The following is a 21,656-nucleotide window of genomic DNA, read 5'->3' as shown; positions in this document are numbered from 1 at the left end:
GCAGCATATGTGAAAAAGACCCTGCCGGCGCGTAGCCAGCGGGGTTTTGGCGTTCATGGATCAGGCCAAGCTTCAAACTTTATCGTAAAGACGCTTGGACGGGAACAATGAACTGGATGACTATATGGTTTGCAAAATTCTAACGACCTGATCCTCAATCTGGGAATCGTCAACCGTATCCCAATGCTCAGGGCGAATCATTTGATACTTTTTCATTCGGTAAAACTCCATCACGGCTTGTTTCAAGGTGAGGTCATACCACTGGATGCTGAACGTCGGCTCCATAATCCGCCGCAGCGTAGCGTCGTCTTGAACCAAAGACAGCACCGCATTCATCCGGTTAAAAATTCCCTGATCCATCCCGGCTTCAAAAAAGCTCTCCAGCTTTTTATTCCGATTCTGCTGGGCAATGACCAGGCCTTCAAATAACCGGGGATAGAATTCCTTGAGGTCCTCCAGGAACAAATCGGATATATAAATGACGCAGATCAGCGATTGCAGGAACGTTTGCTGAAAACGCTCGATATAAGAAACGGTTTCGTCGTTCACAACGACATCGGCCTGCTGCAAATAGTTCATCTCATACTCTACGACCTGCTGAATAATGTCATCTTTGGATGAGAAGTGCTTGTACAGTGTCACCTTGCTGATATCCATATATTTGGCGATATCGTCTATTTTAAGTTGGCTGAATTTGTTCTTTCGGATGACCGGTTTTATTTTCTCGATGTAATGATCGGCGCTTACCGCTTTTCTCACGAAATGAAGCCTCCTTTGTGCTTATACAACATATTATAACGATTTCGCTGGGTTCACAAACACTTTTTACGAAAATTAATAAATTAACTTTTTTTATTAAATTTGTTTACTTAATTAATTTATGGAGTTATAATCGGTCTTGCAAAAATAAATAAGCTTCTAGGCCAAGGGAGGAAGTGAAAAGATGAGTATTGTGGAAAAAGGGAAATACGAGGGCAAACGGGTCGTCATTACAGGAGGAAGCAGCGGTTTTGGCCTGGAGACAGCGAAGATGCTGGTGGATGAAGGAGCGCGTGTATTGATCACCGGCCGCACCCAGTCCACGCTCGATTCGGCTCTAAAACAATTGGGGAACAACGCTATCGCTGTCGTGAGTGACGCCTCGTCGTTGAGGGATATCAACGCCCTGGCCGACCGGGTGAAAGCTGAGTTGGGCACGATCGACGCTTTGTTCGTAAATGCTGGCGTGACGCGCTTCGTTCCATTTGAGTCCGTTACCGAAGAGGTGTACGACGAAGTTCTAACCATCAATACCAAGGGTCCGTACTTCACCGTGCAGAAGCTCGTCCCGCTGCTTAACGAGGGGAGTGGCGTGGTTCTCACGACTTCGGTCGCGAACGTGCTTGGAATTCCGATGATCAGCGCATACGCTGCCAGCAAGGCAGCGCTCCGCTCCATGACGCGCAGTCTTGCCCGCGAGCTGCTGCCTCGGAAGATCCGTGTGAACGCGGTCAGCCCCGGTCCGATCGACACAGGCATTCTGGACAGATCGATGCCGGCCGAAGCTGCGGCACAGACCAAGGCGGAGATGAGACAGCAGATCCCAATGCTGCGTTTTGGGGAGCCCCGCGAGGTGGCCCAAGCCGTCCTGTTCCTCGCTTTCGATGCGACCTATACCACGGGGGCTGAGTTCCCCGTAGACGGAGGCGGCTCACAAATCTAAGTACGTCTAAAACCGCCGTTTGCTGACCATCCGATTTTAATAAACGAACCAAGGAAGGGATAGTGATCAATATGGAAAATGCAAAAAATATGCGAGTCTTTGTAACAGGCGCAACGGGGTTTGTCGGCTCCGCTGTTGTTCGCGAACTCATTGCCGCAGGACATCAAGTCGTCGGGCTCGCCCGCTCGGATAAGTCTGCCGCATCGCTGACGGCTGCCGGAGCTGAGGTGCAACGCGGTTCCCTCGAAGACCTCAACAGCCTGCAGGAAGGCGCCGCCGCAGCGGACGGCGTGATTCATCTGGCTTTTAAACACGACTTCGCGGATTTTGCGGCAGCCGCCGAGGCGGACAGCAAGGCGATCGAGGCGATCGGGGAGGCACTCAAGGGTACTGGGAAGCCATTCGTGGCGACCTCGGGAACGCTGATGCTTACACCGGGGCGGCTCGGAACGGAAGAAGACAAGTCGACCCAATCTACGCCGCGCCGCTCCGAGGAGGCTGCGCTCGCACTGGCTGGACGCGGAGTGAGAACTTCGGTCGTCCGCCTGTCACCGTCCGTGCATGGCCCGGGTGAGCAGGGCTTTGTTCCGACTCTGATCGGCATCGCGCGGGAGAAAGGTTTTGCGGCGTATGTGGATGAGGGGCTTAACCACTGGCCGGCGGTTCACCAGCTTGATGCGGCGCGCCTGTTCAGACTGGCGTTGGAAAAAGGTCCCGCAGGCGCCGTGTACCACGGGGTTGGCGATGAGGGCGTGCCTTTCCGGGAGATCGCTGAGATCATCGGCCGCCACCTGAACCTGCCGGTGCGCAGCATTTCCCGCGAAGAGGCAGACGCTTACTTCGGTTGGCTCGCCTTCGCCGCGTCGACCGACAATCTGGCGTCGAGCGCCCTGACCCAGGAACGCTTGGGATGGCAGCCCGTGAACCCTGGTTTGATCGCGGATCTGGAACAGGGGCACTACTTCAACCGTTAAAGTTGATGGATTGAGTGAATGAAGAGGTTTTTTAAAGGTTAACCAATGAAATCGTCTGATCATAACATTTATGAATAAAAATGTCTTGGCTTGCGACTCGGTACCTTCTTCGTGGAAGTATCGGGCACAGGTCAAGACTTTTTTGGTAGGGAAACGATTAGTTTAAGCCGGTCGGTGGAAATTCGTGTTACTACAGATCGGTGGGGGGAGAAGATGAAGAAAGGTCTTGAATTCGTTGGTGTGATATAATATCGATTAGATAAATGACTGAAGCAAAGGAGATATAATATGGATATTTTCCAGGATCTTCAAAAGTTAATTAAGCTTACAGGTGATCGTGCAAAATTAGATGCTAAAGCCAATGGGACTTATATTGTATACAAGACGGAAAGCGGCCGGATTGTTAAAGAATTTGCAAATGGTGATATTCAGACAATAACCAACCCGGGATCTCCTTCCCATGAATGAACTTTCTCCAATCTTATATGTATTTGCTGGAAACAATGGAAGCGGTAAAAGTACGATACGTAATTTGATCATAGATCGACTAGGCATTAGCGTAAATATTGATCCGGATGCATTAGCACGCAGTATTGATGCCGATCAACCGGAGAGTCGAAAAATTTCGGCGGGTAAAAAAGCGATTAAGCTTGCTAGAGATTGTATAGAAAATAAGAGGGATTTCTCTGTTGAGACAACGCTGGCTGGTGGAAATGCAATACGTCTTATGAAGGAAGCCAAAAATAAGGGATTTGAGGTCACCATGTTTTATGTCGGACTTGGGGATTATCGTCTCAATATTGAGCGTGTGGCTGCAAGAGTCCGAAATGGGGGACATCATATTCCTACAGAAGACATTATAAGAAGGCACTCAACTTCTATAAAGAATCTGCATTTAAATCTTATATTGATCGATTATTTGATTGTCATAGACAATAGCGAAGCATCTGGAGAAATTGTGTTACAGGCCAAAAACAACGTTATCACTCATGAAGTTTCTCATCTTCCAGCTTGGGCTAAAAGCATTAAAGAAACTATCAACAAGTTTGCCTCGATTTAATCTCCCACCACCACACATGTTACAATAAACCCAAATCATCACAGTTATTGGAGGTATCCTCAGTGGTCATTCAACTAGGCAATTTTGAAGTGAATTCCGGGCAATTGGTCGTAGCGGATCCTTGTTACGAATTGGATCGGGATACGATTATTATGGGCGTATTGGAATCCGCCTTAGCTGGCACATGGGTAGGAGAAGTAGAGAAGATCGAGGTTCGCGACTGGGGCGAAGCCAACGCCAAGCTGACGGCTTACCATCATTCCGTGGCGGAACAGGCAGCGTCGCTGGAATGGATCAAGTGCTCTTTTGTGGCCGGGGTGGACAGCGGGCAGGCCGGGATTTTTGATATCGACAAGCACCGGATTCCGGATGCGGATGCCCCTGACGGTAAGCAGGACCAAGATACCGAATGGTATTTCGCCTGCTGTGATCTCACCGAGAGCGGGGAGGAAGCAGGCGTCCTGGAAGGCGGCGTCGTATCGCGGACAGGCATGGGCGACGGGGCCTATGGGGTGTACAAGGCTGTAAATGCGGACAATCAGGTAGTTGGCGTGAAGATTGTGTTTATTAAGGGTTAGTTAGTTCAGAAGTAGATATCATTACGGTGACTAGAATTTTTAATTAAAATCCGCGGTATTAAAAAAACGAACTTTACAGCTGGCAGATGACTCTCTCTAGGGTCATCTTTTTTTTAGAGATCAGAAAGTATAAGTTTCGAAGCTTCCGCTTCCTGATCTCGCAAGAAAAACTTCCTCTAGACGCGGTCTGTCTACTTTGAAGGTACGTCGATCGACGTTTTTCTTAAGATTAGATAGACTTCATTTTCACTTCAAGCGCAACTATTTTCCGTTTTTATTGTTATATATTGTAAATGGTATTTTGTCGCTTTTACTAGAATCCGATAGAAAGTTCAAACGATAACAGAGGTGCATAATGAAGAAATTTTTGTCTCTGCTGTTCCTGTCTTTGTTTCTGCTGATCCTTCTCCCCAATTCAATCAATGCCGCATCCAAGCCATCCAAGATTGTATTAGACGGCCGTGAACTGGTCCTGCCGGCTGATGTGAAGGTCTCGATCATTGATCAATCCATGATGATTCCACTTCGGGTGGTGGCGGAAAATTTAAAGTTTCAGGTGAACTGGGATCAACGGTCCCACAGCGTTACAATCCAGCAAAACGCCAAAGCCATGTTGTTAACCGTCGGCAAAAAAGAGGCGAAGGTCGCGGACCAGCTAGTACGGCTGGATACGGCTCCCCGGAATATGAATCAAAGCGTGGTCGTTCCGATCCGGTTCGTCACCGAACAAATGGGACTGGCTGTCAATTGGGACAACCGCAGTAAAACGGTATACCTGACAAGCCCGCCTCAAAACCCGGATCAAAGCAAAGATCCGAACTCCGAATCCGAAGCAGACAATACAGAGCCGTTGACGCATGTGAGTCAGATCAATTATTTAAACCGACAGCTCGTTATTAGTATGGATGGCCAAGTGACACCCAAGATTTCAACTTTAGCCAACCCCGCCCGAATCGTTGTTGACTTACCTAATACGACCTTCGGGGCTCTGACTCAGCCGCTGGATTCGGCCATGATGGGGAAATTGGACGTGAGCGGACAGCCGGATGTATCCGAAGTCAGATATTCTCTATTTAGCAGGGACCCCGAGCAAGTCCGGGTCGTGGTGGAGTTAAGCCAGGATAACCCGGCTTCCTATCATCAGGAGTTTATCGGCGATCAGCTCATTATAGATCTATCTGGGACGGGCAGCGATCCCCAGACTCCAGTGTCTTCAGGCGACGAGAATGAAAGAAAAATCGTAGTCATTGATGCGGGACACGGTGGCAGCGATCCGGGAACGACGAGCATCAGCAACAAACACGAAAAAGACTTTAACCTCGCGCTTGCTCTGAAAGTGCAGGAACTTCTTCTTAAGGAACCCGAAATTGAAGTCATCATGACCCGTGACAGCGACGTGTACCCTACCCGGACAGAACGCGTGCAGCTGGCCAATTCATTAAATGCGGACGTTTTTGTATCGATCCATGGCAACAGCGTACTGGAATCGCCGCAAGCAACCGGTACAGAGACCCATTATTATCAGCGGAGCAGCAGCAAACAGCTCGCCGATGCGATCCACAAGCGTTTGGTCCAGGCGATGGGTCTGAAAGACCGCGGCGTTAAAAACACCAGCCTGCAGGTGATTCGTGAGACCCATATGGCTGCGGTTCTATTAGAGGTCGGATTTCTAAGCAATGTCTCGGATGAACAAGCCATGCTGTCTGACACCGTTCAGTATAAGGCAGCTCAAGCGATTGTTGATGGCATCAAAGAGTACTTAAGCATTACATAGGGAGAACATCGCAGGGAGAGAGAGAAACAAAAAAAGAACGCTCGAAGAGCGTTCTTTCAGAGAGAATTAATAGAATTTCCAATGATCATGCCGATGTTTTTTCTTTTTCTTACAGATGACTACAGCTTTTTGACCGGGGTGCAGCTTTACGACGATTACTTTTTTTCGATTACAACACATAATGATCACCTCCTATATTAACAATCTATGCTTTTACGAATAGATTTGACTGGACAAACAGGCACAATTTGATAGGTTATGAGATCAGTCTATAGAAAAGCCCCCCACGTCCTTGGCTGGAATGGGGGGACTTTTCGTCTGATCAATAGACTAGTGGTTTTTGCATAAAAATAACAATATCGGAGCGGGTGCTTGTTCCGTGCTTATCATGGTATTCCCAACTGATCTGAAATTCACCGTAACCCCAGTCGATATAACCCAGGTGTTCATATAGCCTTCTTGCCTCGGGATTGTCTTTGCTGCTCACTTCCAAACCGATATGAGTGCAGCCTCTTTCGCTTGCTAATTTCTCAGCCTCACGAATGATCGCCGTCGCTACACCTTTTTTGCGGTAGCCCTCTTTCGTGAGTCCTCCCTCCAGAAAGGCACTGTGAGTCACATCGATATATTGAGTTACACGCGGATCCTCAGGGCCACTCCATCGCAGTAAGAAATGTCCAATCGGTTGATTTGTATGCCATGCGATCAGAAATACGCCCTCACCTTTCCTCTGTACTTCGAATCGGCGATGCTGGGGATACGTCAGATTCCCGGGGCTGAACACTTCCTCAAGCAAATTCAATTGAGAATCCTCGGCTGGTTTGACCACAATAACAAACTCGTGTTGATTCATCATTCATCACTCCTACCGGTTTGTTATGAATATAGTAATCGAGAGCTTTGCTCCCTAATCGAACACGAATCGTACTTATCAACTGAATATGCGTGTCCTATTCCTTCCTCGTAAGCATGATTATGTAAATAAATATCTAGGCAGATTTATGACTATAACATGATGCGTGAAATAAAGCAAATACACCGATCGTCCCTTCTTCTTCCGATCCAGCATACAACCAACTTTATTAAATCCCGCTTTTACCCAACACGCATGAACGCTTTTCCAATAAGATATGGTATGCCATTCTTGATTGAGCCTTTCTGGATTATCTCCATTGTCTGCGCTGCATTCGAACTGGCTTCCTTCATCCCGTGACTGCAACGGTAAAAGAGTGGATCGCAGAGGCTGCCGCTGCCTGAATAAAGCGGTTTTTTTGTTGTTTGAGAACACGTCTGAAGAGCATTTGAATCTACTAATTTTTCATCTACTTTACAATTAGTGGGATTAATATCATAATTAGTAATCATATCTTTAGTGAGGTGTTATATGAAATCCGTTTATATCACAAGCATGGGGAAGTTCCTTCCCGGCGCCCCGGTGGGCAATGAGGAAATGGAAGATTACCTTGGCAAAATCGGAGGCAGATCCTCCAAGACGAAGCGTATCATTTTGGAAAAGAATCAGATCAAGCAGCGATATTACGCGATGGACAAGGAGCAGAAGAGCTTGTACACCAACGCGGAGATGGCGGCCCTGGCCATACGCGAGGCGTTGGAACGCAGCGCCGGTGTCCGCCCGGAGGACGTCGAGTTTTTGGCGACCGGTACGACACGAGCGGACCTGCTGCTGCCGGGTTTTGCGAGTATGGTGCACGCCGAGACGGGACTGCCGGTGATGGAGATTTCTTCGCACTCGGGGTTATGTGCGAGCGGGATGCATGCGCTGAAGAACGCCTTTTTACATATCAAGTCAGGAGAGCACCGGACGGCCATCGCTTGTTCCAGCGAGTTTCTGAGCCGCGAGTTCAAACATACGAAATTCGAGGCGCAGAGCATTTACAGCAACGGGCGGGTGCCGTTCGACACGGATTTTCTACGATTCATGCTGTCGGACGGAGCGGGGGCAGCCCTATTGCAAAATGAACCCTCTGCACAGGGGCTCACCCTGCGCATCGAGTGGATCGACAACAAGTCGTATGCCAATGAGTACGAGACCTGCATGTATTCCGGCATGAGCAAGGAGGATGGCGGCCGTTCGTGGCTGGACTACGCCTCTATTCATGAAGCGGCCGATCACGGCGCGCTGAATTTGAAGCAGGACGTCCGGCTGGTGAATGAAATTACGAAGGTCGGGACGCGGCGGTTTTTGGAGCTGGTGGAAGAAGGTCGGATTGACCCGGACGCGGTCGATTGGATGGTGGTCCATTATTCGTCGCATGTGTTCAGGGAAGAGATCTTCCAGCTGCTGGAGCAGGGCGGTGTGACGATCCCTGAGGAAAAATGGTTTACAAATCTGTACACAAAAGGGAATACGGCGGCGGCTTCGATTTACATTATGCTGGAGGAGCTGCTGTATTCCGGACGCCTCTCCGCGGGGCAGCAGATCGTGTGTGTCGTTCCGGAAAGCGGCCGCTTTCAGGCATCGACGATGCTCTTGACGGTGGTTGGGGCTTGATAGCCTTCTTTATAACAATCGAGTATCGATTACGATTTCCATAACTCGTTATAAAAGGACCCTCAGCGGAGGGTCCTTTTTGTATCGTTGATTAAGGAGAATTTAGTAATGAAGATGGTTACAGGCTTTCATTCATCGTCCCCTCATTCTCGCCACCTTCAACCACAATTTCTTGACTGTTAGTACCTTCACCAGTGGCGTTACCGGCTTCGCTGGAATCTGCGACGTCACTTCCTGTGTCGCTGTCAGCGCCATCCCCACTGACCTCAGCGTCGCCATTGACCACGGCATCCAGTGTTTTCTCATCCAGCGTCACGTCATCCACATACACGGTCATTGTTCCTTCACCGCTTGGTGAAGCGATCTGCAGCCCGATGGCCTTGATCAGCGTCTTGTCGATGGCGTCGCCGTTGATGTCCTTGCCGTTCAGGTTCAGCTTGATCCACTGGTATTTGCCGGTCAGCTCCACTTCATCAGTGGAAGCCCAGGCCCAGTTCGACCCGGTCTTGATAAACAGCTTCGCTTTGGCCGTGCCGCCGGCCACTCGGGCGCGGACCATCAGTGTGCTGCCTTGGCTGAGGTCCTGGTCGCTCATGTAGGCGAGCTCCAAGTGCTTGTCGGCTGCGCCCGCAGACGGAAAGTCCGCGCTGAGCACCTTACTGCCGCCATCCTCCGGATTGGCGAGGTCGCCGGCTCCGAGCGTGTCGTCGTTCAGCGACCAGCCGGTGATGGAGCTGTTGAAGTCGAACAGCACGCCGGGTGCGGTACCGCCGCCTGCGCTGCCGTTGGGCACGGTGCCAGCGTTCGGATCGAGCAGGGCATGGATGTCGTCAAAATACATCGACGACGTCAGCCGGTTGCCGTCCGGTACCGCGTTCGTATAGATGGAGAACGCCTGGACGTTCATCAGGTTCGTCTTCGTCAACGTGCCGGTCGCCCCGTTGGCGGGCTTGAACTCGTTGAACGGAGCGGTGATCAGCGCCGGTTCTGTCGTCTTGGTGTCCGGGTAGTACTCGTACGTCTTGCCGTCCGCGTTGATCTGCATCACCAGCTTTTGGCCCTGGCCGTCCGGCTGGTACCAGAACTGCAGGGCGTTGAAGCTGGACCAATCCGCGCCGTTCATCGCCTTGGTGATGCCGGCGTAGCCGCTGCCTGCCAGCGTGTACGTGTATTTCAGCCCGTAGCTGCCGCCGTGCTTGTGCGTCCCGTCCAGCGCAGCGCCGGCCGGGTCGCCGCCGGCGTGCACGAACTTGCTGGCCAGGGCGTCGCTGCTGCCCAGGTAGCTCTCGAAGTCGTCGACGACGGACGGGTCGCCCGACGATTCGGCATAGGCGCTGTAGAGCCGGATGTTATCGACGTAGACCGGAAGCGTATCTCCATCCGATTGCAGCGCGCTGCCCACGATGGACAAGGCGATGTCGTCGGCAGCCGCCAGCGCATCCGCGTTCGTAAAATCGATCGTCGGGCTGAATTTAACGTAATCCACGCCACCGATCGTTTCTTTGGGCAGGGATGCAAACGGCGAATACGTTGTGTCCATGCCGTACTTATTAGTCCAGTCCGGTGGGAGCTGCCCGACCGCGCGCAGGCTGGCCTGCTCGCTGGATGCCCCGGCTGCAGCGGGGACCCACACGTCCATTTTGACCCGTTGGATACCCGCGAGCGAGCCGGCGCCGGCTTTAGCCTTGGCGTTCTTTAACTCCAGCTTCAGCTCCTGCCATGAATCGGTTCCGTTCAAATGCGGCGCACTGATCTTCAGGGATCCGCCGTTAAAATCGCTGTACGTCGCGCTGCCGTCATTCGTTCCTCCCGCCGAGCTGGTGTATTCGCCGTTGTATTGGATGCCTTCCGCGTCAGCGGCGGTATCGAAAGTGTAGGCACCGGCCAGCACCTCGCCGATCTTCACGAACACCGTGTTCGTCTGTTCATGCAGCACGGCCCCGCTGCTGCCATACACTTTGACGGTGATGTCCGCGGTTTTGCCGTTATGCTCCGCCGCCGGCGTCCACTGCGCCTCGTAGTAGCCGCTGTCCGGGTTCAGGGTCATCGGATACTCGGTATCCGAACCTTGTACGCTGTAGACGACGCGATCCGGCGTTTCGTTCAGGACGCGGACGCGAATGGTCGTTGAAGCCTCCTTGATGGTGCTTTGGCCCGTCGGAGAGGCGATATGCATGAAGCCCTGTTCGGAGGCGGTGGTGACCTTTTTATCATAGGCGCCAATGACCCCGTCGCTGAACAGCGTGTACGCATCCTGGTAGTACTTTTTAAAATCCGGCAGCATTTCATGCTCCTGATTTGGATCGCCGGTTGGGTAAGGGACGTAGATGGAGTCCGGTCCAAAGTTGGCCCAGGTCAGCATGAACGCCATCTTTTTCGCGTCCGGATCGGATTTGAGCGTGTTTGCCAGCTTCGTGTAGAAGTCGGGCGTCGTATTGCCAGTGACCTTCATTTTCTGGTAGCCGAATTCGGTAAAGGCAGCGACTTTTCCGCGGTTGTCCGCGATGTTGGACACGGTTTTGGCTTCCGTCTTGACGCCGTTAAACCAGGAGTCGCCCTCGCCGTTGTAGTAGCTGTCGAACCCGAGGATGTCGACGAAGTCGTCGCCCGGGTAGGTTTTTAAGTAGGTATCCACGGAGTCGCCAAAACCGCCGCCCGGCGAGTAGGCGTAGAGGAAGTTGTGGACGCCTTTCTTGTCGCGGAGATACTCGACCGTGTAGCGGTAGATTTCCTTATATTCGTCGGTCGTTGTAAAAGCGGCCCCCCACCAGAACCAGCTTCCGCTCTGCTCATGGAACGGCCGGAAGATGACCGGAATCGGCCTGCCGTCATCGGTTTTGAGGTGCAGGGCGAAGTCGGCGATCTGATCGAGAAAATCGTTATACGCTGCATTCTTGTCCCCGCCAGGCAGGATGTGGGACACGACGTTGCCCTTGGTGTCGTAAAAATCCCCGCCGGTGACGAAGTTCGGCATATGGGAGCTGAGTGTCAGCACGCCGCCGTCGGCGTAGGCTTTCTTCATGACGGCGACGAGGTTATCGCGGCTCTGCTCGGCATTGCCGGCCACGCCTGGCTTTTCTTTGCCTTCCAAGCTCAGCGTATCCCAGCCGAACAGCCCCGGATAGGCACCGACGCTGTTGAAAGTGTCGGACTGGGTTCCGTCCTTAGCCGTGATGGACATTCCTTCGGTCGTGGCATGCTGCTGGCCGAACAGGATGTTCTTGCCGCGGAGCTGGTTCAAATAGACGAACAGGGATTTGGTGCGGTCGGTTGCCGCTGCGTCCGTCAGGTTGACGGTCGTGACGTTTTCCACCGGACCGCTGCCATTGCCGCCGCCGCTGCCGTTTCCGTTCCCGCCGGAACTGGAACCGCCGCCTGTGCTGCCCGAGGAGCTGCCGCCTGCGCCTGAACTACCGGACGGTGCCGAACCTGTACCGGCTGCTCCCCTGGAGATGCTGGTCGTTCCAGGCGGAAGCGCCTTGCCGTTCAGCGTGACGCCGCTGCCCTGGATCACCGCCTGCTTGATGCTGCCCGTGCCCGTGATTGCGGTGCCTGCGGCTGACGAGTTCACGGTCAGGGAAGCGAGGGAAGCGCCGGCGGCGAGGCCCAGCTGCACCGGCTGATTGAACTCGGCGCTGTCGATGATCGAGCTGTCACCCGCGTCCAGTTGGGACGGGCTGTTTGCCGTCAGCTGCCCGATATGGGTCGTACCGGACAGCTGTACATGCACCTGGCCGTCGCGGCGGTTGACGAGAACGCTGCCGAGGTCAGAGTCCTTCACGATGACCGTATGGGCGCCGCCGCCTTCGATGAAAGTGGTGCCCTGGACCGTGACATGATCCAAGGTAACCTCGCCGTCGCCGATCCCTGGCGCCAGATACAAATTACCTTGGATGACGGCGTCCTTCAGGACGACACCCCCGTGGTTCACCACGGCGCTGCTTTGAATCTTCCCGGCGGTATAAGTACCGGCAGCCGGATAGTACGCGCTGACCAGCTTGTCGATCAAGGTAACAATTTCCGCGCGGGTAATAGGTTCCTCGGGACGGAAGGTCCCGTTCGGGTAGCCTTGGAAGTTACCGGAGAGCGCCCGGACCGCTTCGCGGGCGTACGCCCCGATATTCTCTTGATCTGAGTAGGGAAGGGAGGAGGCTGTTTCGTTTCCGCTGAATTCAAACGCCCGTGCAAGCAGCACCGCAGCGTCCTGACGGGTTAGCGGTTCGCCGGGCTTGGCCGCGTTGCCGGGATATCCGGTGTAGTAGCCGGCTTCCCTGGCAATGGAGAAAGCGCTTGCAAACCAGGAATCGGCGGGGACATCCGCATAAGCTTCCTTCGACTGGGCTGTAAAGCCGAACAAATGATTTAAGAGCGAGATGAATTCTGCACGCGTGATTTCTGCATTGGGGCGGAAGGTGTGATCCGGATAGCCCTGGATCAGCCCGCTGCTCAGCCATTTTTGCACGCTGGCCTGTGCCCAGTGCCCCGTAAGGTCCTTGGCGGTCATGCGGCTGCGGTCCGTTTGGACAGCCGCCGATCCGTAGGCAGGAGACAATAGTGAAGCGATCAATACCGCCGATAGCGTAGTACCCAGCCATTTGGATGACTTTTTCATGAAAACTCCCCTTGATTGATAGAAGATAAAGGGCTAACAAAGCGGCTGTTAAGCTAACAGGAAATCATATTGAAGAAATATGTAACCGCTTTATTTATCCCTTTTCGAGTCAATATACTATCATAACGGGGTGTGACTGACAATAATTTAGTTATACTAATTTGCTAATAAAATAATAACAAATATAAAATGGTTATCTTTTGCCTGGATCATCGTTCAAAGGAAAAAGCCACCACATTCGAAAAGAATGAGGAGGCCGAGGGGTTATGTGTTTTTCAATGGAGGGGAGGGAGCGAGAATGAGCCCTGTTGGGTGCTCTTCATGTACTGGAAGAGTCATATTCTCCCCGGTTTTTATATGGGTCAGGCTTGACGAAAGCGGCTGCCGGAGGCAATGCCCTTAGGTGAGATTCGCTCGATCTCCGCCAAATCGTCGGCCGTTAGTTTTGCATTCAGCGCGCCAAGGTTTTCCTGCACACGGTCGAGCCGTTTTGTTCCGGGGATCGGAACGATCTGCTCACCCTGCGCAAGGAGCCATGCCAGGCTTAGTTGGGCGGGGGTGCAGCCTTTTTGCGCGGCTAACTTCTCGACCAAGGAGGCAACCTCAACGTTCTTGACGAAATTCTCGCCTTGAAACCTTGGGAAACGGTGCCGGTAATCGTCCGCCGGCAAGTCCTCAGACTTCTTGATCTGACCGGTTAGAAAGCCGCGGCCAAGCGGGCTGTACGGGACAAGGCCGATACCCAGCTCCTTAAGAACAGGGAGGACTTCATCCTCCACTTCCCGGCTCCATAGCGAATATTCGGTTTCGACTGCGGTGATAGGGTGGACGGCATGGGCTCGCCGGATGATGTCCGCGGGTGCCTCCGATAACCCGATGTAGCGGATCTTTCCTTGCTGAACGAGATCGGCCAAGGTTCCGACCGTTTCTTCGATGGGAGTGTTGGGATCGGGCCGGTGTTGGTAATAGAGGTCGATGTAATCGAGGCCCAGGCTGTAGAGGCTGGCATCGACGGATTTTTTAATATAGGCGGGGTCGCCTTTCGGGCCTTGGCCGTGTGTGATCCCGAATTTGGTAGCGATTATCGCCTCGTCGCGTCTGCCTTTCAGGGCGCGTCCGACAAGCTTCTCGTTTTCACCGAACCGGCGGAATTCCGGGTCGCCGTAAAAATCGGCCGTATCGAACATCGTTACGCCCAGATCCAACGCTCCCTGGATCGTGCGGACGGATTCCTCGTTATTCGGCATCGTCATCGTGCCGAGACTGATGGCCGACACTTCAAGTTCTTTACCTAGTTTTCTTTTCTGTACCATAGAGATTCCCTCGTTTCCTTCGTTAGTATCGCTCGAACATGAACCAATTCTAAGCGATCCAACTTGAGGCAACCACACAGCGTTTTTACTAGTAAAAATATTACCCGTCAGTCTTTCTTATCCACTGCAGCCGGCATATAGACGCAGATGTGCAGATCCGGGCTGTCGGACAGATTCGCGAGCGGCCGGATGTCATAAGCCACAGGGGGATCAGAGGCCGAGGGCTGCAAAATAACCCGGTCTAATTTCTTGAGTCGAATCTCGTACGGCTTCCACAAGCGGCTAAATTCCTCGCTGCTTTGGATCAGATGCTGCACCGTCGCCTCAAACCAGAGATCGTCCCGATGCTTATCGTAATGGGCTCTGAATACCGCAACCCCATAACTCGCGAATTCATCGATATTCACGATCCGTCGGCGCAATTCTTCATTTTCAAATGCCAACCGAATTAATGAACGTTCTTCGGCCGGTACAGAAGCAAAATCGGTTAACATCCGACCGGCGGCTTCGTTCCATGCGAGAACTTCAGTTCTTTTATTGGTGATATATGAGGGGAAGGAAACTTGATCGATGATCTTTTGCAGCTGGGGATCCACGGCAGCCGGAGGCGCCGAACCCGCAGCATTGGAATTGGGCTCATAAGGATTCCACAGCTGAAGCAAATGGCCTCTCTCATCCGGAGACAGTTGAAGCGCATTGGCAATGCTCTCGATGACTTCCCTGGAGGCGGATAGCTCTCTTCCTTGCTCCAGCCAAGTATAATAAGTAGCGCTTACGCCTGCCAGGATGGCTACCTCCTCCCGCCGAAGGCCGGGTGTTTTGCGCTGACCGCTGGAGAAGTTTAATCCCGCATCCTCTGGCGAGAGACGTTCCCTGCGCGATTTGAGGAACGCTCCCATCGTTTTGGCCCTGCTGTTATGTACCGTCATTAATGTCGATCACCACCTGTTGGTTTAGGTTTCGTTCAAGGTATCAGCATGATCGTTGAGGCTGATTTACGATACAAGTATACCATAGGGACCTGTGACGATAGGAAGGGTATAGACTGAATCAAGTAGCCGTCACTCAGGTGTAAGTTCCGTTTTGAAAGGAGCCTAACATGAACATCGATTTTTTAAAACAACTTCAAAGAATCCTAAGATTAAAGGACTTGGAAGCATGGGATGTTGCCATAAACGGTAAAGATTGCCGGATTATCATTGTGGATGAGGGGCGGCCAAGCCATGATGAGGATTTTCCATGGCTTAAGGATGGAATAGGAGAGGACAAAAGAGAAAATCATATCACGACGCATGTATTTTCATCTACAAGTTTGGAGAAAAGTGAAGAACGCATGTTGTACCACATCGCCGAACATCTGACGGATCATGTTGCACTAGCACACTGCCATGTCACGGTACTCTTTCAGCAAGAGGATGATTATGATCTTGCTTTAAGCCGCTTGCTGCAAGCCAAGGGATATCCGGAGGTTCACACCATGCCTCTTAGCAGGTTTTTTCGTTTTTCTCAGGATTAGCGAGGACCATTTAGAAGTCATATCATTGGTTTGTACCCGAATGCTAAAACGCTACTGACAGACCGTTGTCAGCAGCGTTTTTATATAGTCATAGGAGATGATTTATTAAGGAGGCACCCATATTGGAAAAGAAATACGAAGATCAAACCATTCCTGTTACCGCAGATGAGCAAAACAGCCGCTACTGGATCGGCGTTGTATCCGCTTCTCACGTGAAGCGGGGGGTTCAAGGCGGATTTGCCCAGCTCTGTCATGGAAAAGCAGCGCCTTTGCGCCGGATGAGTCCCGGCGATTGGCTTATATACTACTCTCCACGAACCGACATGTCGAAAGGGGAGCCGCTTCAAGCGTTTACCGCCATTGGGCAGGTGACCGGTGACAGGGTCTACGAGTATCCGATGTCCGAATCCTTTGTGCCTTTTCGCCGGGATATCCGTTACCTTCCATGCCGTGAAGTGAAGATCGCCCCTCTATTGGACCAGCTTACCTTTACCCGAGGGAAGCGCAGCTGGGGATATGCTTTCCGTTATGGGCAATTTGAGATCGGATATGAGGATTTCCAGACGATTGCCGGCATCATGTTAGGTGAAGTAGCGTGGGACAATGCCAGCCGAAGCGTGCTTATTGATCTTTAGCGCGAAAAGTCACAGTCACGATCCGTGGCTGTGACTTTTTTGTTTTTAAAGGCAGAAAAACGACCAAAGCTCTTCACGAAGAGACATGTTCGCCTTTGGGCCAAGTGACTTCTAAACATAGACCATTGTTGTCAAAAAACACAAATGTCCCCAGTTCGGGAATCTCTGTGACGGAAACATGAGCATGGCTCAAACGCTCGCGCAAGGCTTGTACTGCATTCCCGTTCGGGAGCCGCAGGGCCACATGGGGGACTAAACTCTGTGGATGGGTATCTGAAGCGCCCAGCGTTGTCCTTGCTATCGGTCGTTCAAAGAAATGGAAGCCCCATACGTTGTCGTCGTTGGGTTTAACCAAAATAAGACAATGCCTGCCGCGACCTTCTTGGGACGGGGCGATATCACTGGCTTGCATCCCCAACACGTCCCGGTAGAAGCGAATCGTTGCGTCCAGATCCGCTGTATTCAAGGCAATGTGATGAATACTTTGCCAAGGAATTTGAAAAGATTGCTCTGTGTGAGACATCCTACATCAGCTCCTTCTTTTTCTAGACGATATATAAGGGAATAGGGGCACTACGAGGGTCGGGGACAATAGGCTTTTGCATCATCCGCTGTTTTGCCCGTGCGAGAAACGCCGTTGGCGTGCAGCCTGCCCATGTCTTGAATTCATGGATGACATGGGCTTGATCATGATAGCCAAGATGGGATGAGACGTCAGCGAGAGAAGTGGCTGGCCCTTGGATCAATGAGGTAAGCAGCGCCTCGAAGCGAAGGAGACGTGCGAACACCTTGGGCGATACGCCTATGCACTGCTTAAATCGCCGTTCAAATTGGCGCAATGAAAGATCGCACTCCGCGGCAAGGGTACTCATACGGATCTGTCCCTTAGTATTGTAAAGCAGCTCAAGTGCAGATTGCAGAAAAGTCAAATCGGCAAGAGTCCAGCGCGTTCATGCGGCGTTAAATTGCTGTGAGCAAAGGATTTGCTTGGCATAAGAACTGCGGCGTACCGTTCCTTCCAATGTGAGGGCAAGGCGGAGCCAAATTCCATCACGTGGGACATAGAGCGGCATAGTCTCCTGATCAAGCAATGACATCTGTTTTGGATAAATAGGGCTGACGATTGTAAAGGCAATAGTGGAGAGGTTATGGCATTAATGCTGCTTATAGCGGGAGTATGTGATGGAATGAGTGGCACATTTACAGATGGTTTCAGAATGGTTATGGGGGAAAACGCTGATTTTCGTTGGCTGATTTTCCTTAGTGTTAACTGGACTTGTTGCAGACTAAGTGTGCAGTCCGTCAGGACAAAAATTCAGAACGGGTATGTAGCCACAAATTTGAATTGACGATGGGGCGGAACATTCTGGCCAGCCAGGGGCATCCCCAACGTTACCTTTTAGGCGTATCCGATTTTAGGAAAAGTTATTTGAATGTTCAGTTTATATAATAGCTGCTTAACTTGCATAGCTACAATTTCAATATCGCTATCTACTTCATCAAGTATATAAGATTCCAATACTCCTATTATTGCCGTTCCTAGAAACTTCAAAAAAATATGCTTATCGGTAATGGGATACGAATCCTCATTAATCTTTTTATTGATCTCCCCCGTCGTAAAAGACGATAGCTTTTTGCGAAATGATGAAGCATCTCTGCTTTTAAACAATGCGGCAAAAAATGATTTATGCTGCTCAAAATAAGTAAACCATGAAACAGAATCTTCTATAAGTCCTATGTCTTTTTTTTGATAACATATTTCTCGCAATTGTGCTATATGGTCATCCACAATCTTATCTAATAGATCATACTTATCCATATAATGTAGGTAAAACGTTTTTCGACTAATGTTGGCTTTCTCTGTCATGTTTCTAACCGTAATCTCGTCAAACCCTTCCTTAACTAACATTTGCAAAAAGGTCGATTGAATAGCCTGTCGAGACTTTAATATTCTTCTATCTATTTTATTCATAGAGCAGTCCCCCATTATTTTGTACACAATGATAACAATATGTGTATTAATACGCAAATTGCGTATTGTGGTTATAGAATCAATCGAACCTTTATTATAGTGTGAATATACACAAAGCAAATAACACGCACAAGTGTATTTTAAAGATGAAAGTAGTTTTAACTGTGAGGGTTGAGACACGGGCATTTATGCGGAGAAACTTGCTGAGCTAGTATTGAACGGGCCTATGGAGGCACTTCAGCCGAGGGTACAACCCGTGGGCAGTTATTTTATATGTTTAGGAGGGTTACAGTGAAGCGATTAGAGAGAAAAACAGCAGTGATTACAGGAGGAAGCGATGGGATCGGCTTTGCCATTGCTTCGGCATTTGCCGAAAATGGCGCAAACCTTGTCCTAGTCGCTCGAAATCAAGAAAAACTGTTCCATGCAAAGCAAATTTTACAGACAAAAGGTGTCTCAGTTGAGACAGTCTCTGCCGATCTTAAAGATCTTGCAAGCATTCCACATGTGACAGCAACACTGCTTGAGCGAACACACGGCCAAATACATGTGTTAGTCAACAATGTTGGGGTGGCCCATTTTAAACCTCTTCCTGACCTTTCCTTGGGCCTCTTAGATGAAATGGTGAACCTCAATATCAAGGTTCCATTTCTTCTCATTCAACACTTGCTGCCAGCACTGACCGCAACGAGAGGGAATATTCTCAATATTTCAACCTATTGGTCTCAAAAAATGATTGCGGGACGGCCATCATCAGCCTACTCGATGACACGTGGCGCGATCAATACGCTCACCAAAGCGCTCGCTAACGAGTTGGGTGAACTCCAGATCCGCACTAACGCTATCGCTCCTGGTTCTATTGACACATCGACTTTCCGGAAGTGGCTTGATACAAAGAATCAAGAAGAGCTTCTCGAATATCAGAACTACGTTACAAGCGCGTACCCGCTGGGGCACATTGGAAATGAAGAAGATGTGGCGAATGCCGCTGTCTATCTGGCCTCTGACGAAGCAAAGTGGGTCACTGGAACCATTCTCAATATCGATGGTGGTTTGACTGTACGGTGAGGGTGAAGTCGTCCCATTCAATCCCATATCTCCCACCAAATCAACTCAACTACTCATCTAGTAATTGACGACAACATTCAAGAGATCGAATATAGCAGACGCAACTAGAAGTTATTTGATTTGCTAAAGAACTTGTCAGAAGAAACGAAAGTGAAGTTTGTATGGCTGGTCAAATATTCTTAAGCGTCAAATAGCTCTCATCTTGTTTCTAAGATGAGGGCTATTTCAAGTTATCTATTCATTTTTAAATATGCGATAAGCGAGAGGGAGCAATGGCGACCAAGGCAGCAGATTATCGAGCGCGTCGGGATCATTGGATCAGACAACTGGGGCAGCTGCTCGAACAAATATTGAAGGTACTTGAACGGATTCAAGCCATCCTTTACCGTCTCAATCACGCTGTAGATCGTCGCACTAGCCTTTGCTCCGCGCGGCGTATTGGCAAACAACAACACCATCAGGAGTATTGTGAAAAATCGACGGCTCTGTACTTTTCTTCTTTGGTGAATCAGGGGGCATTGTAAGTTGACGAAAGGAAGGGGATGTATTATATTGAATAAAACCAGGAAAATATTATATTTTTATTATTTTCCGCAACAGGAGTGAAATGAATGAATGATCGAATTATGGAAGTGGTAAGACACGAAATCAAGCGAAGAGGTCTCCGTTTCACCATGGCGGAACTTGCGAAGCTTTCGGGGATGAGTACGAAAACACTCTATGGAATATTCTCTTCAAAAGAGGAACTCATTACTGCCATTCTCGATGATACGATGAATGAATTGAAAGAGAAGGAGAAGGTAATTCTTGAAGACAATGAACTGAGTACACTGACTAAATTGAAAAAGTGTTTAGTTCTTGTTCCTGCAGATTTTCAGTTTGTAGATATGAACCTTATAACGGACCTCCAACGTTTCTATCCATTGCAGTGGAAGCTGCTGGATCAATTTCTGAATCAACAATGGGACAGCATCCATAGCTTGTTTAATGAAGGCATCAGCGAAGGGATTCTTCGCTCTTTTGACACTGAATTATTTATTGACCTGTATGTCGGCGGATTCTATCGGCTAATAGAAGACCCCTCATCACGTAAGAGTAACAAAGGTCTGCAGGAAAGCTTAGAAGACATGGTGGACATTCTATTGTCCGGCATTGTACAGAAAGAAGGTTAGGAATGGTATGCACTGGATATTATTAACGTTGGCTATCCTTGCGGAAGTAGCGGGAACGACAACAATGAAATTGTCGGAAGGCTTCAGCAGGCTTACTCCTTCTTTGCTGCTTTTTGTTTTTTACGCTTCCAGTTTAACCTTTTTGAATTTTGCATTAAAAGGAATCGAGGTGAGCATTGCGTATGCGATTTGGTCCGGTCTAGGAACAGCTATTGTTGTTATTATCGGTATACTCATTTTTTCTGAACCATTGACTCTATTGAAGACCATCTCGATCATACTTATCATTGCCGGCGTCATCGGTTTAAATCTTGGCGGGGGGAGAGCGTGATTTGAGTAAGAAATTGAGAGTGCTGTTCTTGTTTACAGATATCGGATTTATGGTGTATTGGATCGTTACGATCTTTGCGCTTATTCCCAAAGCTTACCTATACCCGGATTATAGCAACGAGTTATTAGTCATCTGGAATTGGTCCTTTTTTCCGTTAGATATTTTCATTTCGATAACAGGAATATACAGTCTATATTTACATAAACGCCATGATCTCAGATGGAGCCAGATGGCTTTGATCTCTCTTACCCTAACCTTCTGTTCGGGTTTGCAGGCGATAGCGTTCTGGATCATTAAAGCGGACTACGACCTGATGTGGTGGATACCCAATCTGTATTTACTGATTTATCCTCTATTTTTTATTCCAAAGCTTCTTAAAGCTCCTCCCCCCACGAGTGCACTAAGTAAATCAGGCATAAAAAAGGAGCTGCTCTAGG

Annotated in this window: 21 protein-coding genes and 1 pseudogene; 13 read left to right on the top strand and 9 right to left on the bottom strand. The window is 50.1% G+C overall.

What is annotated here, in order from left to right:
• Window positions 1–120 precede the first annotated feature (120 nt).
• A complete protein-coding gene (locus tag ABIE48_RS26575) occupies window positions 121–759 on the bottom strand; it encodes a TetR/AcrR family transcriptional regulator (RefSeq protein ID WP_145028576.1) in 639 nt (212 codons plus the stop codon).
• 184 nt (window positions 760–943) lie between these two features.
• Here ABIE48_RS26575 and ABIE48_RS26570 point away from each other — a divergent pair, with 184 nt between their 5' ends.
• The 6 genes from ABIE48_RS26570 (at window position 944) to ABIE48_RS26545 (ending at window position 6,088) form a co-directional block, all read left to right on the top strand.
• Window positions 944–1,702: a glucose 1-dehydrogenase gene (locus tag ABIE48_RS26570; RefSeq protein ID WP_145948460.1), complete on the top strand. Its 759-nt coding sequence runs from the start codon at window positions 944–946 to the stop codon at window positions 1,700–1,702.
• Window positions 1,703–1,791: 89 nt separating this feature from the next.
• Window positions 1,792–2,676 carry an SDR family oxidoreductase gene (locus ABIE48_RS26565; RefSeq protein ID WP_192717222.1) on the top strand — a complete coding sequence of 295 codons (885 nt, stop codon included), beginning with the start codon at window positions 1,792–1,794 and terminating at the stop codon, window positions 2,674–2,676.
• 288 nt (window positions 2,677–2,964) lie between these two features.
• Window positions 2,965–3,144: a hypothetical protein gene (locus ABIE48_RS26560; RefSeq protein WP_192717097.1), complete on the top strand. Its 180-nt coding sequence runs from the start codon at window positions 2,965–2,967 to the stop codon at window positions 3,142–3,144.
• The gene (locus ABIE48_RS26555) at window positions 3,137–3,736 is read left to right on the top strand and encodes an ATPase (RefSeq protein WP_192717096.1); all 600 of its coding nucleotides are present in this window, start codon (window positions 3,137–3,139) and stop codon (window positions 3,734–3,736) included. The genes ABIE48_RS26560 and ABIE48_RS26555 overlap by 8 nt, the downstream gene beginning before the upstream one ends.
• Before the next feature lie 62 nt (window positions 3,737–3,798).
• Window positions 3,799–4,314 (top strand): DUF4241 domain-containing protein, encoded by a 516-nt coding sequence (locus ABIE48_RS26550; protein WP_192717095.1) that lies wholly within the window; start codon window positions 3,799–3,801, stop codon window positions 4,312–4,314.
• A 355-nt stretch (window positions 4,315–4,669) separates the two neighbouring features.
• Complete coding sequence (locus ABIE48_RS26545) at window positions 4,670–6,088, top strand: N-acetylmuramoyl-L-alanine amidase family protein (RefSeq protein WP_192717094.1); 1,419 nt, start codon at window positions 4,670–4,672, stop codon at window positions 6,086–6,088.
• Window positions 6,089–6,410: 322 nt separating this feature from the next.
• Here the strand turns inward: ABIE48_RS26545 and ABIE48_RS26540 are convergent, their stop codons facing one another.
• On the bottom strand, window positions 6,411–6,941 hold the full coding sequence (locus ABIE48_RS26540) for a GNAT family N-acetyltransferase (RefSeq protein ID WP_186326142.1): 531 nt from the start codon (window positions 6,939–6,941) through the stop codon (window positions 6,411–6,413).
• Between the two features lie 531 nt (window positions 6,942–7,472).
• Here ABIE48_RS26540 and ABIE48_RS26535 point away from each other — a divergent pair.
• Entirely contained in the window at window positions 7,473–8,600 is a 1,128-nt protein-coding gene (locus ABIE48_RS26535) for a beta-ketoacyl-ACP synthase III (RefSeq protein WP_192717093.1), read from the top strand.
• A 118-nt stretch (window positions 8,601–8,718) separates the two neighbouring features.
• Here the strand turns inward: ABIE48_RS26535 and ABIE48_RS26530 are convergent, their stop codons facing one another.
• The 3 genes from ABIE48_RS26530 to ABIE48_RS26520 form a co-directional block, all read right to left on the bottom strand.
• Window positions 8,719–13,212, bottom strand: coding sequence for a glycosyl hydrolase (locus ABIE48_RS26530; RefSeq protein ID WP_192717092.1), 4,494 nt, complete (start codon window positions 13,210–13,212; stop codon window positions 8,719–8,721).
• Between the two features lie 362 nt (window positions 13,213–13,574).
• Window positions 13,575–14,525, bottom strand: coding sequence for an aldo/keto reductase (locus tag ABIE48_RS26525; RefSeq protein WP_145028604.1), 951 nt, complete (start codon window positions 14,523–14,525; stop codon window positions 13,575–13,577).
• 107 nt (window positions 14,526–14,632) lie between these two features.
• Window positions 14,633–15,454: a helix-turn-helix transcriptional regulator gene (locus ABIE48_RS26520; protein WP_192717091.1), complete on the bottom strand. Its 822-nt coding sequence runs from the start codon at window positions 15,452–15,454 to the stop codon at window positions 14,633–14,635.
• A gap of 170 nt (window positions 15,455–15,624) precedes the next feature.
• On the opposite strand from ABIE48_RS26520, the gene ABIE48_RS26515 reads away from it, so the two are divergent.
• Window positions 15,625–16,041, top strand: a complete 417-nt coding sequence (locus ABIE48_RS26515; RefSeq protein WP_192717090.1) for a hypothetical protein — start codon at window positions 15,625–15,627, stop codon at window positions 16,039–16,041.
• A 122-nt stretch (window positions 16,042–16,163) separates the two neighbouring features.
• Entirely contained in the window at window positions 16,164–16,676 is a 513-nt protein-coding gene (locus ABIE48_RS26510; RefSeq protein WP_354519962.1) for an EVE domain-containing protein, read from the top strand.
• 73 nt (window positions 16,677–16,749) lie between these two features.
• Here ABIE48_RS26510 and ABIE48_RS26505 read toward each other — a convergent pair whose 3' ends face one another.
• The 3 genes from ABIE48_RS26505 to ABIE48_RS26495 all read right to left on the bottom strand — a co-directional run bounded on the left by ABIE48_RS26505 (window position 16,750) and on the right by ABIE48_RS26495 (window position 18,648).
• Window positions 16,750–17,199: a VOC family protein gene (locus ABIE48_RS26505; protein WP_192717089.1), complete on the bottom strand. Its 450-nt coding sequence runs from the start codon at window positions 17,197–17,199 to the stop codon at window positions 16,750–16,752.
• Window positions 17,200–17,221: 22 nt separating this feature from the next.
• On the bottom strand, window positions 17,222–17,548 hold the full coding sequence (locus ABIE48_RS26500) for a helix-turn-helix domain-containing protein (protein WP_354519959.1): 327 nt from the start codon (window positions 17,546–17,548) through the stop codon (window positions 17,222–17,224).
• A gap of 527 nt (window positions 17,549–18,075) precedes the next feature.
• Entirely contained in the window at window positions 18,076–18,648 is a 573-nt protein-coding gene (locus tag ABIE48_RS26495; protein WP_192717087.1) for a TetR/AcrR family transcriptional regulator, read from the bottom strand.
• A gap of 291 nt (window positions 18,649–18,939) precedes the next feature.
• Here ABIE48_RS26495 and ABIE48_RS26490 point away from each other — a divergent pair, with 291 nt between their 5' ends.
• A complete protein-coding gene (locus ABIE48_RS26490; protein ID WP_145028615.1) occupies window positions 18,940–19,716 on the top strand; it encodes an SDR family NAD(P)-dependent oxidoreductase in 777 nt (258 codons plus the stop codon).
• Between the two features lie 234 nt (window positions 19,717–19,950).
• Here the strand turns inward: ABIE48_RS26490 and ABIE48_RS26485 are convergent.
• Window positions 19,951–20,168, bottom strand: a pseudogene (locus ABIE48_RS26485) (transposase domain-containing protein); the annotation flags it as partial.
• Between the two features lie 159 nt (window positions 20,169–20,327).
• Between ABIE48_RS26485 and ABIE48_RS26480 the strand changes: the two are divergent.
• From ABIE48_RS26480 to ABIE48_RS26470, 3 genes are read left to right on the top strand one after another with little or no spacing between them, the layout of a single operon-like run.
• Window positions 20,328–20,888 (top strand): TetR/AcrR family transcriptional regulator, encoded by a 561-nt coding sequence (locus ABIE48_RS26480; protein ID WP_192717085.1) that lies wholly within the window; start codon window positions 20,328–20,330, stop codon window positions 20,886–20,888.
• A gap of 7 nt (window positions 20,889–20,895) precedes the next feature.
• The gene (locus tag ABIE48_RS26475) at window positions 20,896–21,219 is read left to right on the top strand and encodes a DMT family transporter (protein ID WP_145028619.1); all 324 of its coding nucleotides are present in this window, start codon (window positions 20,896–20,898) and stop codon (window positions 21,217–21,219) included.
• Between the two features lies 1 nt (window position 21,220).
• Window positions 21,221–21,655 (top strand): YvaD family protein, encoded by a 435-nt coding sequence (locus ABIE48_RS26470; RefSeq protein WP_192717084.1) that lies wholly within the window; start codon window positions 21,221–21,223, stop codon window positions 21,653–21,655.
• Window position 21,656: the final 1 nt, after the last annotated feature.

It is taken from the genome of Paenibacillus sp. OAE614, assembly GCF_040546645.1.
Taxonomy (GTDB): Bacteria; Bacillota; Bacilli; order Paenibacillales; family Paenibacillaceae; genus Paenibacillus_AQ; species Paenibacillus_AQ favisporus.
This window is presented reverse-complemented; position numbering and strand designations above follow the sequence as displayed.

Coding starts and splice junctions, on each gene's coding strand:
- ABIE48_RS26525 (WP_145028604.1), bottom strand. CDS start 14,525: ATGGTACAGAAAAGAAAACTAGGTAAAGAACTTGAAGTGTCGGCCATC.
- ABIE48_RS26530 (WP_192717092.1), bottom strand. CDS start 13,212: ATGAAAAAGTCATCCAAATGGCTGGGTACTACGCTATCGGCGGTATTG.
- ABIE48_RS26565 (WP_192717222.1), top strand. CDS start 1,792: ATGCGAGTCTTTGTAACAGGCGCAACGGGGTTTGTCGGCTCCGCTGTT.
- ABIE48_RS26505 (WP_192717089.1), bottom strand. CDS start 17,199: ATGTCTCACACAGAGCAATCTTTTCAAATTCCTTGGCAAAGTATTCAT.
- ABIE48_RS26480 (WP_192717085.1), top strand. CDS start 20,328: ATGAATGATCGAATTATGGAAGTGGTAAGACACGAAATCAAGCGAAGA.
- ABIE48_RS26555 (WP_192717096.1), top strand. CDS start 3,137: ATGAATGAACTTTCTCCAATCTTATATGTATTTGCTGGAAACAATGGA.
- ABIE48_RS26515 (WP_192717090.1), top strand. CDS start 15,625: ATGAACATCGATTTTTTAAAACAACTTCAAAGAATCCTAAGATTAAAG.
- ABIE48_RS26520 (WP_192717091.1), bottom strand. CDS start 15,454: ATGACGGTACATAACAGCAGGGCCAAAACGATGGGAGCGTTCCTCAAA.
- ABIE48_RS26540 (WP_186326142.1), bottom strand. CDS start 6,941: ATGAATCAACACGAGTTTGTTATTGTGGTCAAACCAGCCGAGGATTCT.
- ABIE48_RS26570 (WP_145948460.1), top strand. CDS start 944: ATGAGTATTGTGGAAAAAGGGAAATACGAGGGCAAACGGGTCGTCATT.
- ABIE48_RS26500 (WP_354519959.1), bottom strand. CDS start 17,548: ATGAGTACCCTTGCCGCGGAGTGCGATCTTTCATTGCGCCAATTTGAA.
- ABIE48_RS26560 (WP_192717097.1), top strand. CDS start 2,965: ATGGATATTTTCCAGGATCTTCAAAAGTTAATTAAGCTTACAGGTGAT.
- ABIE48_RS26475 (WP_145028619.1), top strand. CDS start 20,896: ATGCACTGGATATTATTAACGTTGGCTATCCTTGCGGAAGTAGCGGGA.
- ABIE48_RS26545 (WP_192717094.1), top strand. CDS start 4,670: ATGAAGAAATTTTTGTCTCTGCTGTTCCTGTCTTTGTTTCTGCTGATC.
- ABIE48_RS26535 (WP_192717093.1), top strand. CDS start 7,473: ATGAAATCCGTTTATATCACAAGCATGGGGAAGTTCCTTCCCGGCGCC.
- ABIE48_RS26495 (WP_192717087.1), bottom strand. CDS start 18,648: ATGAATAAAATAGATAGAAGAATATTAAAGTCTCGACAGGCTATTCAA.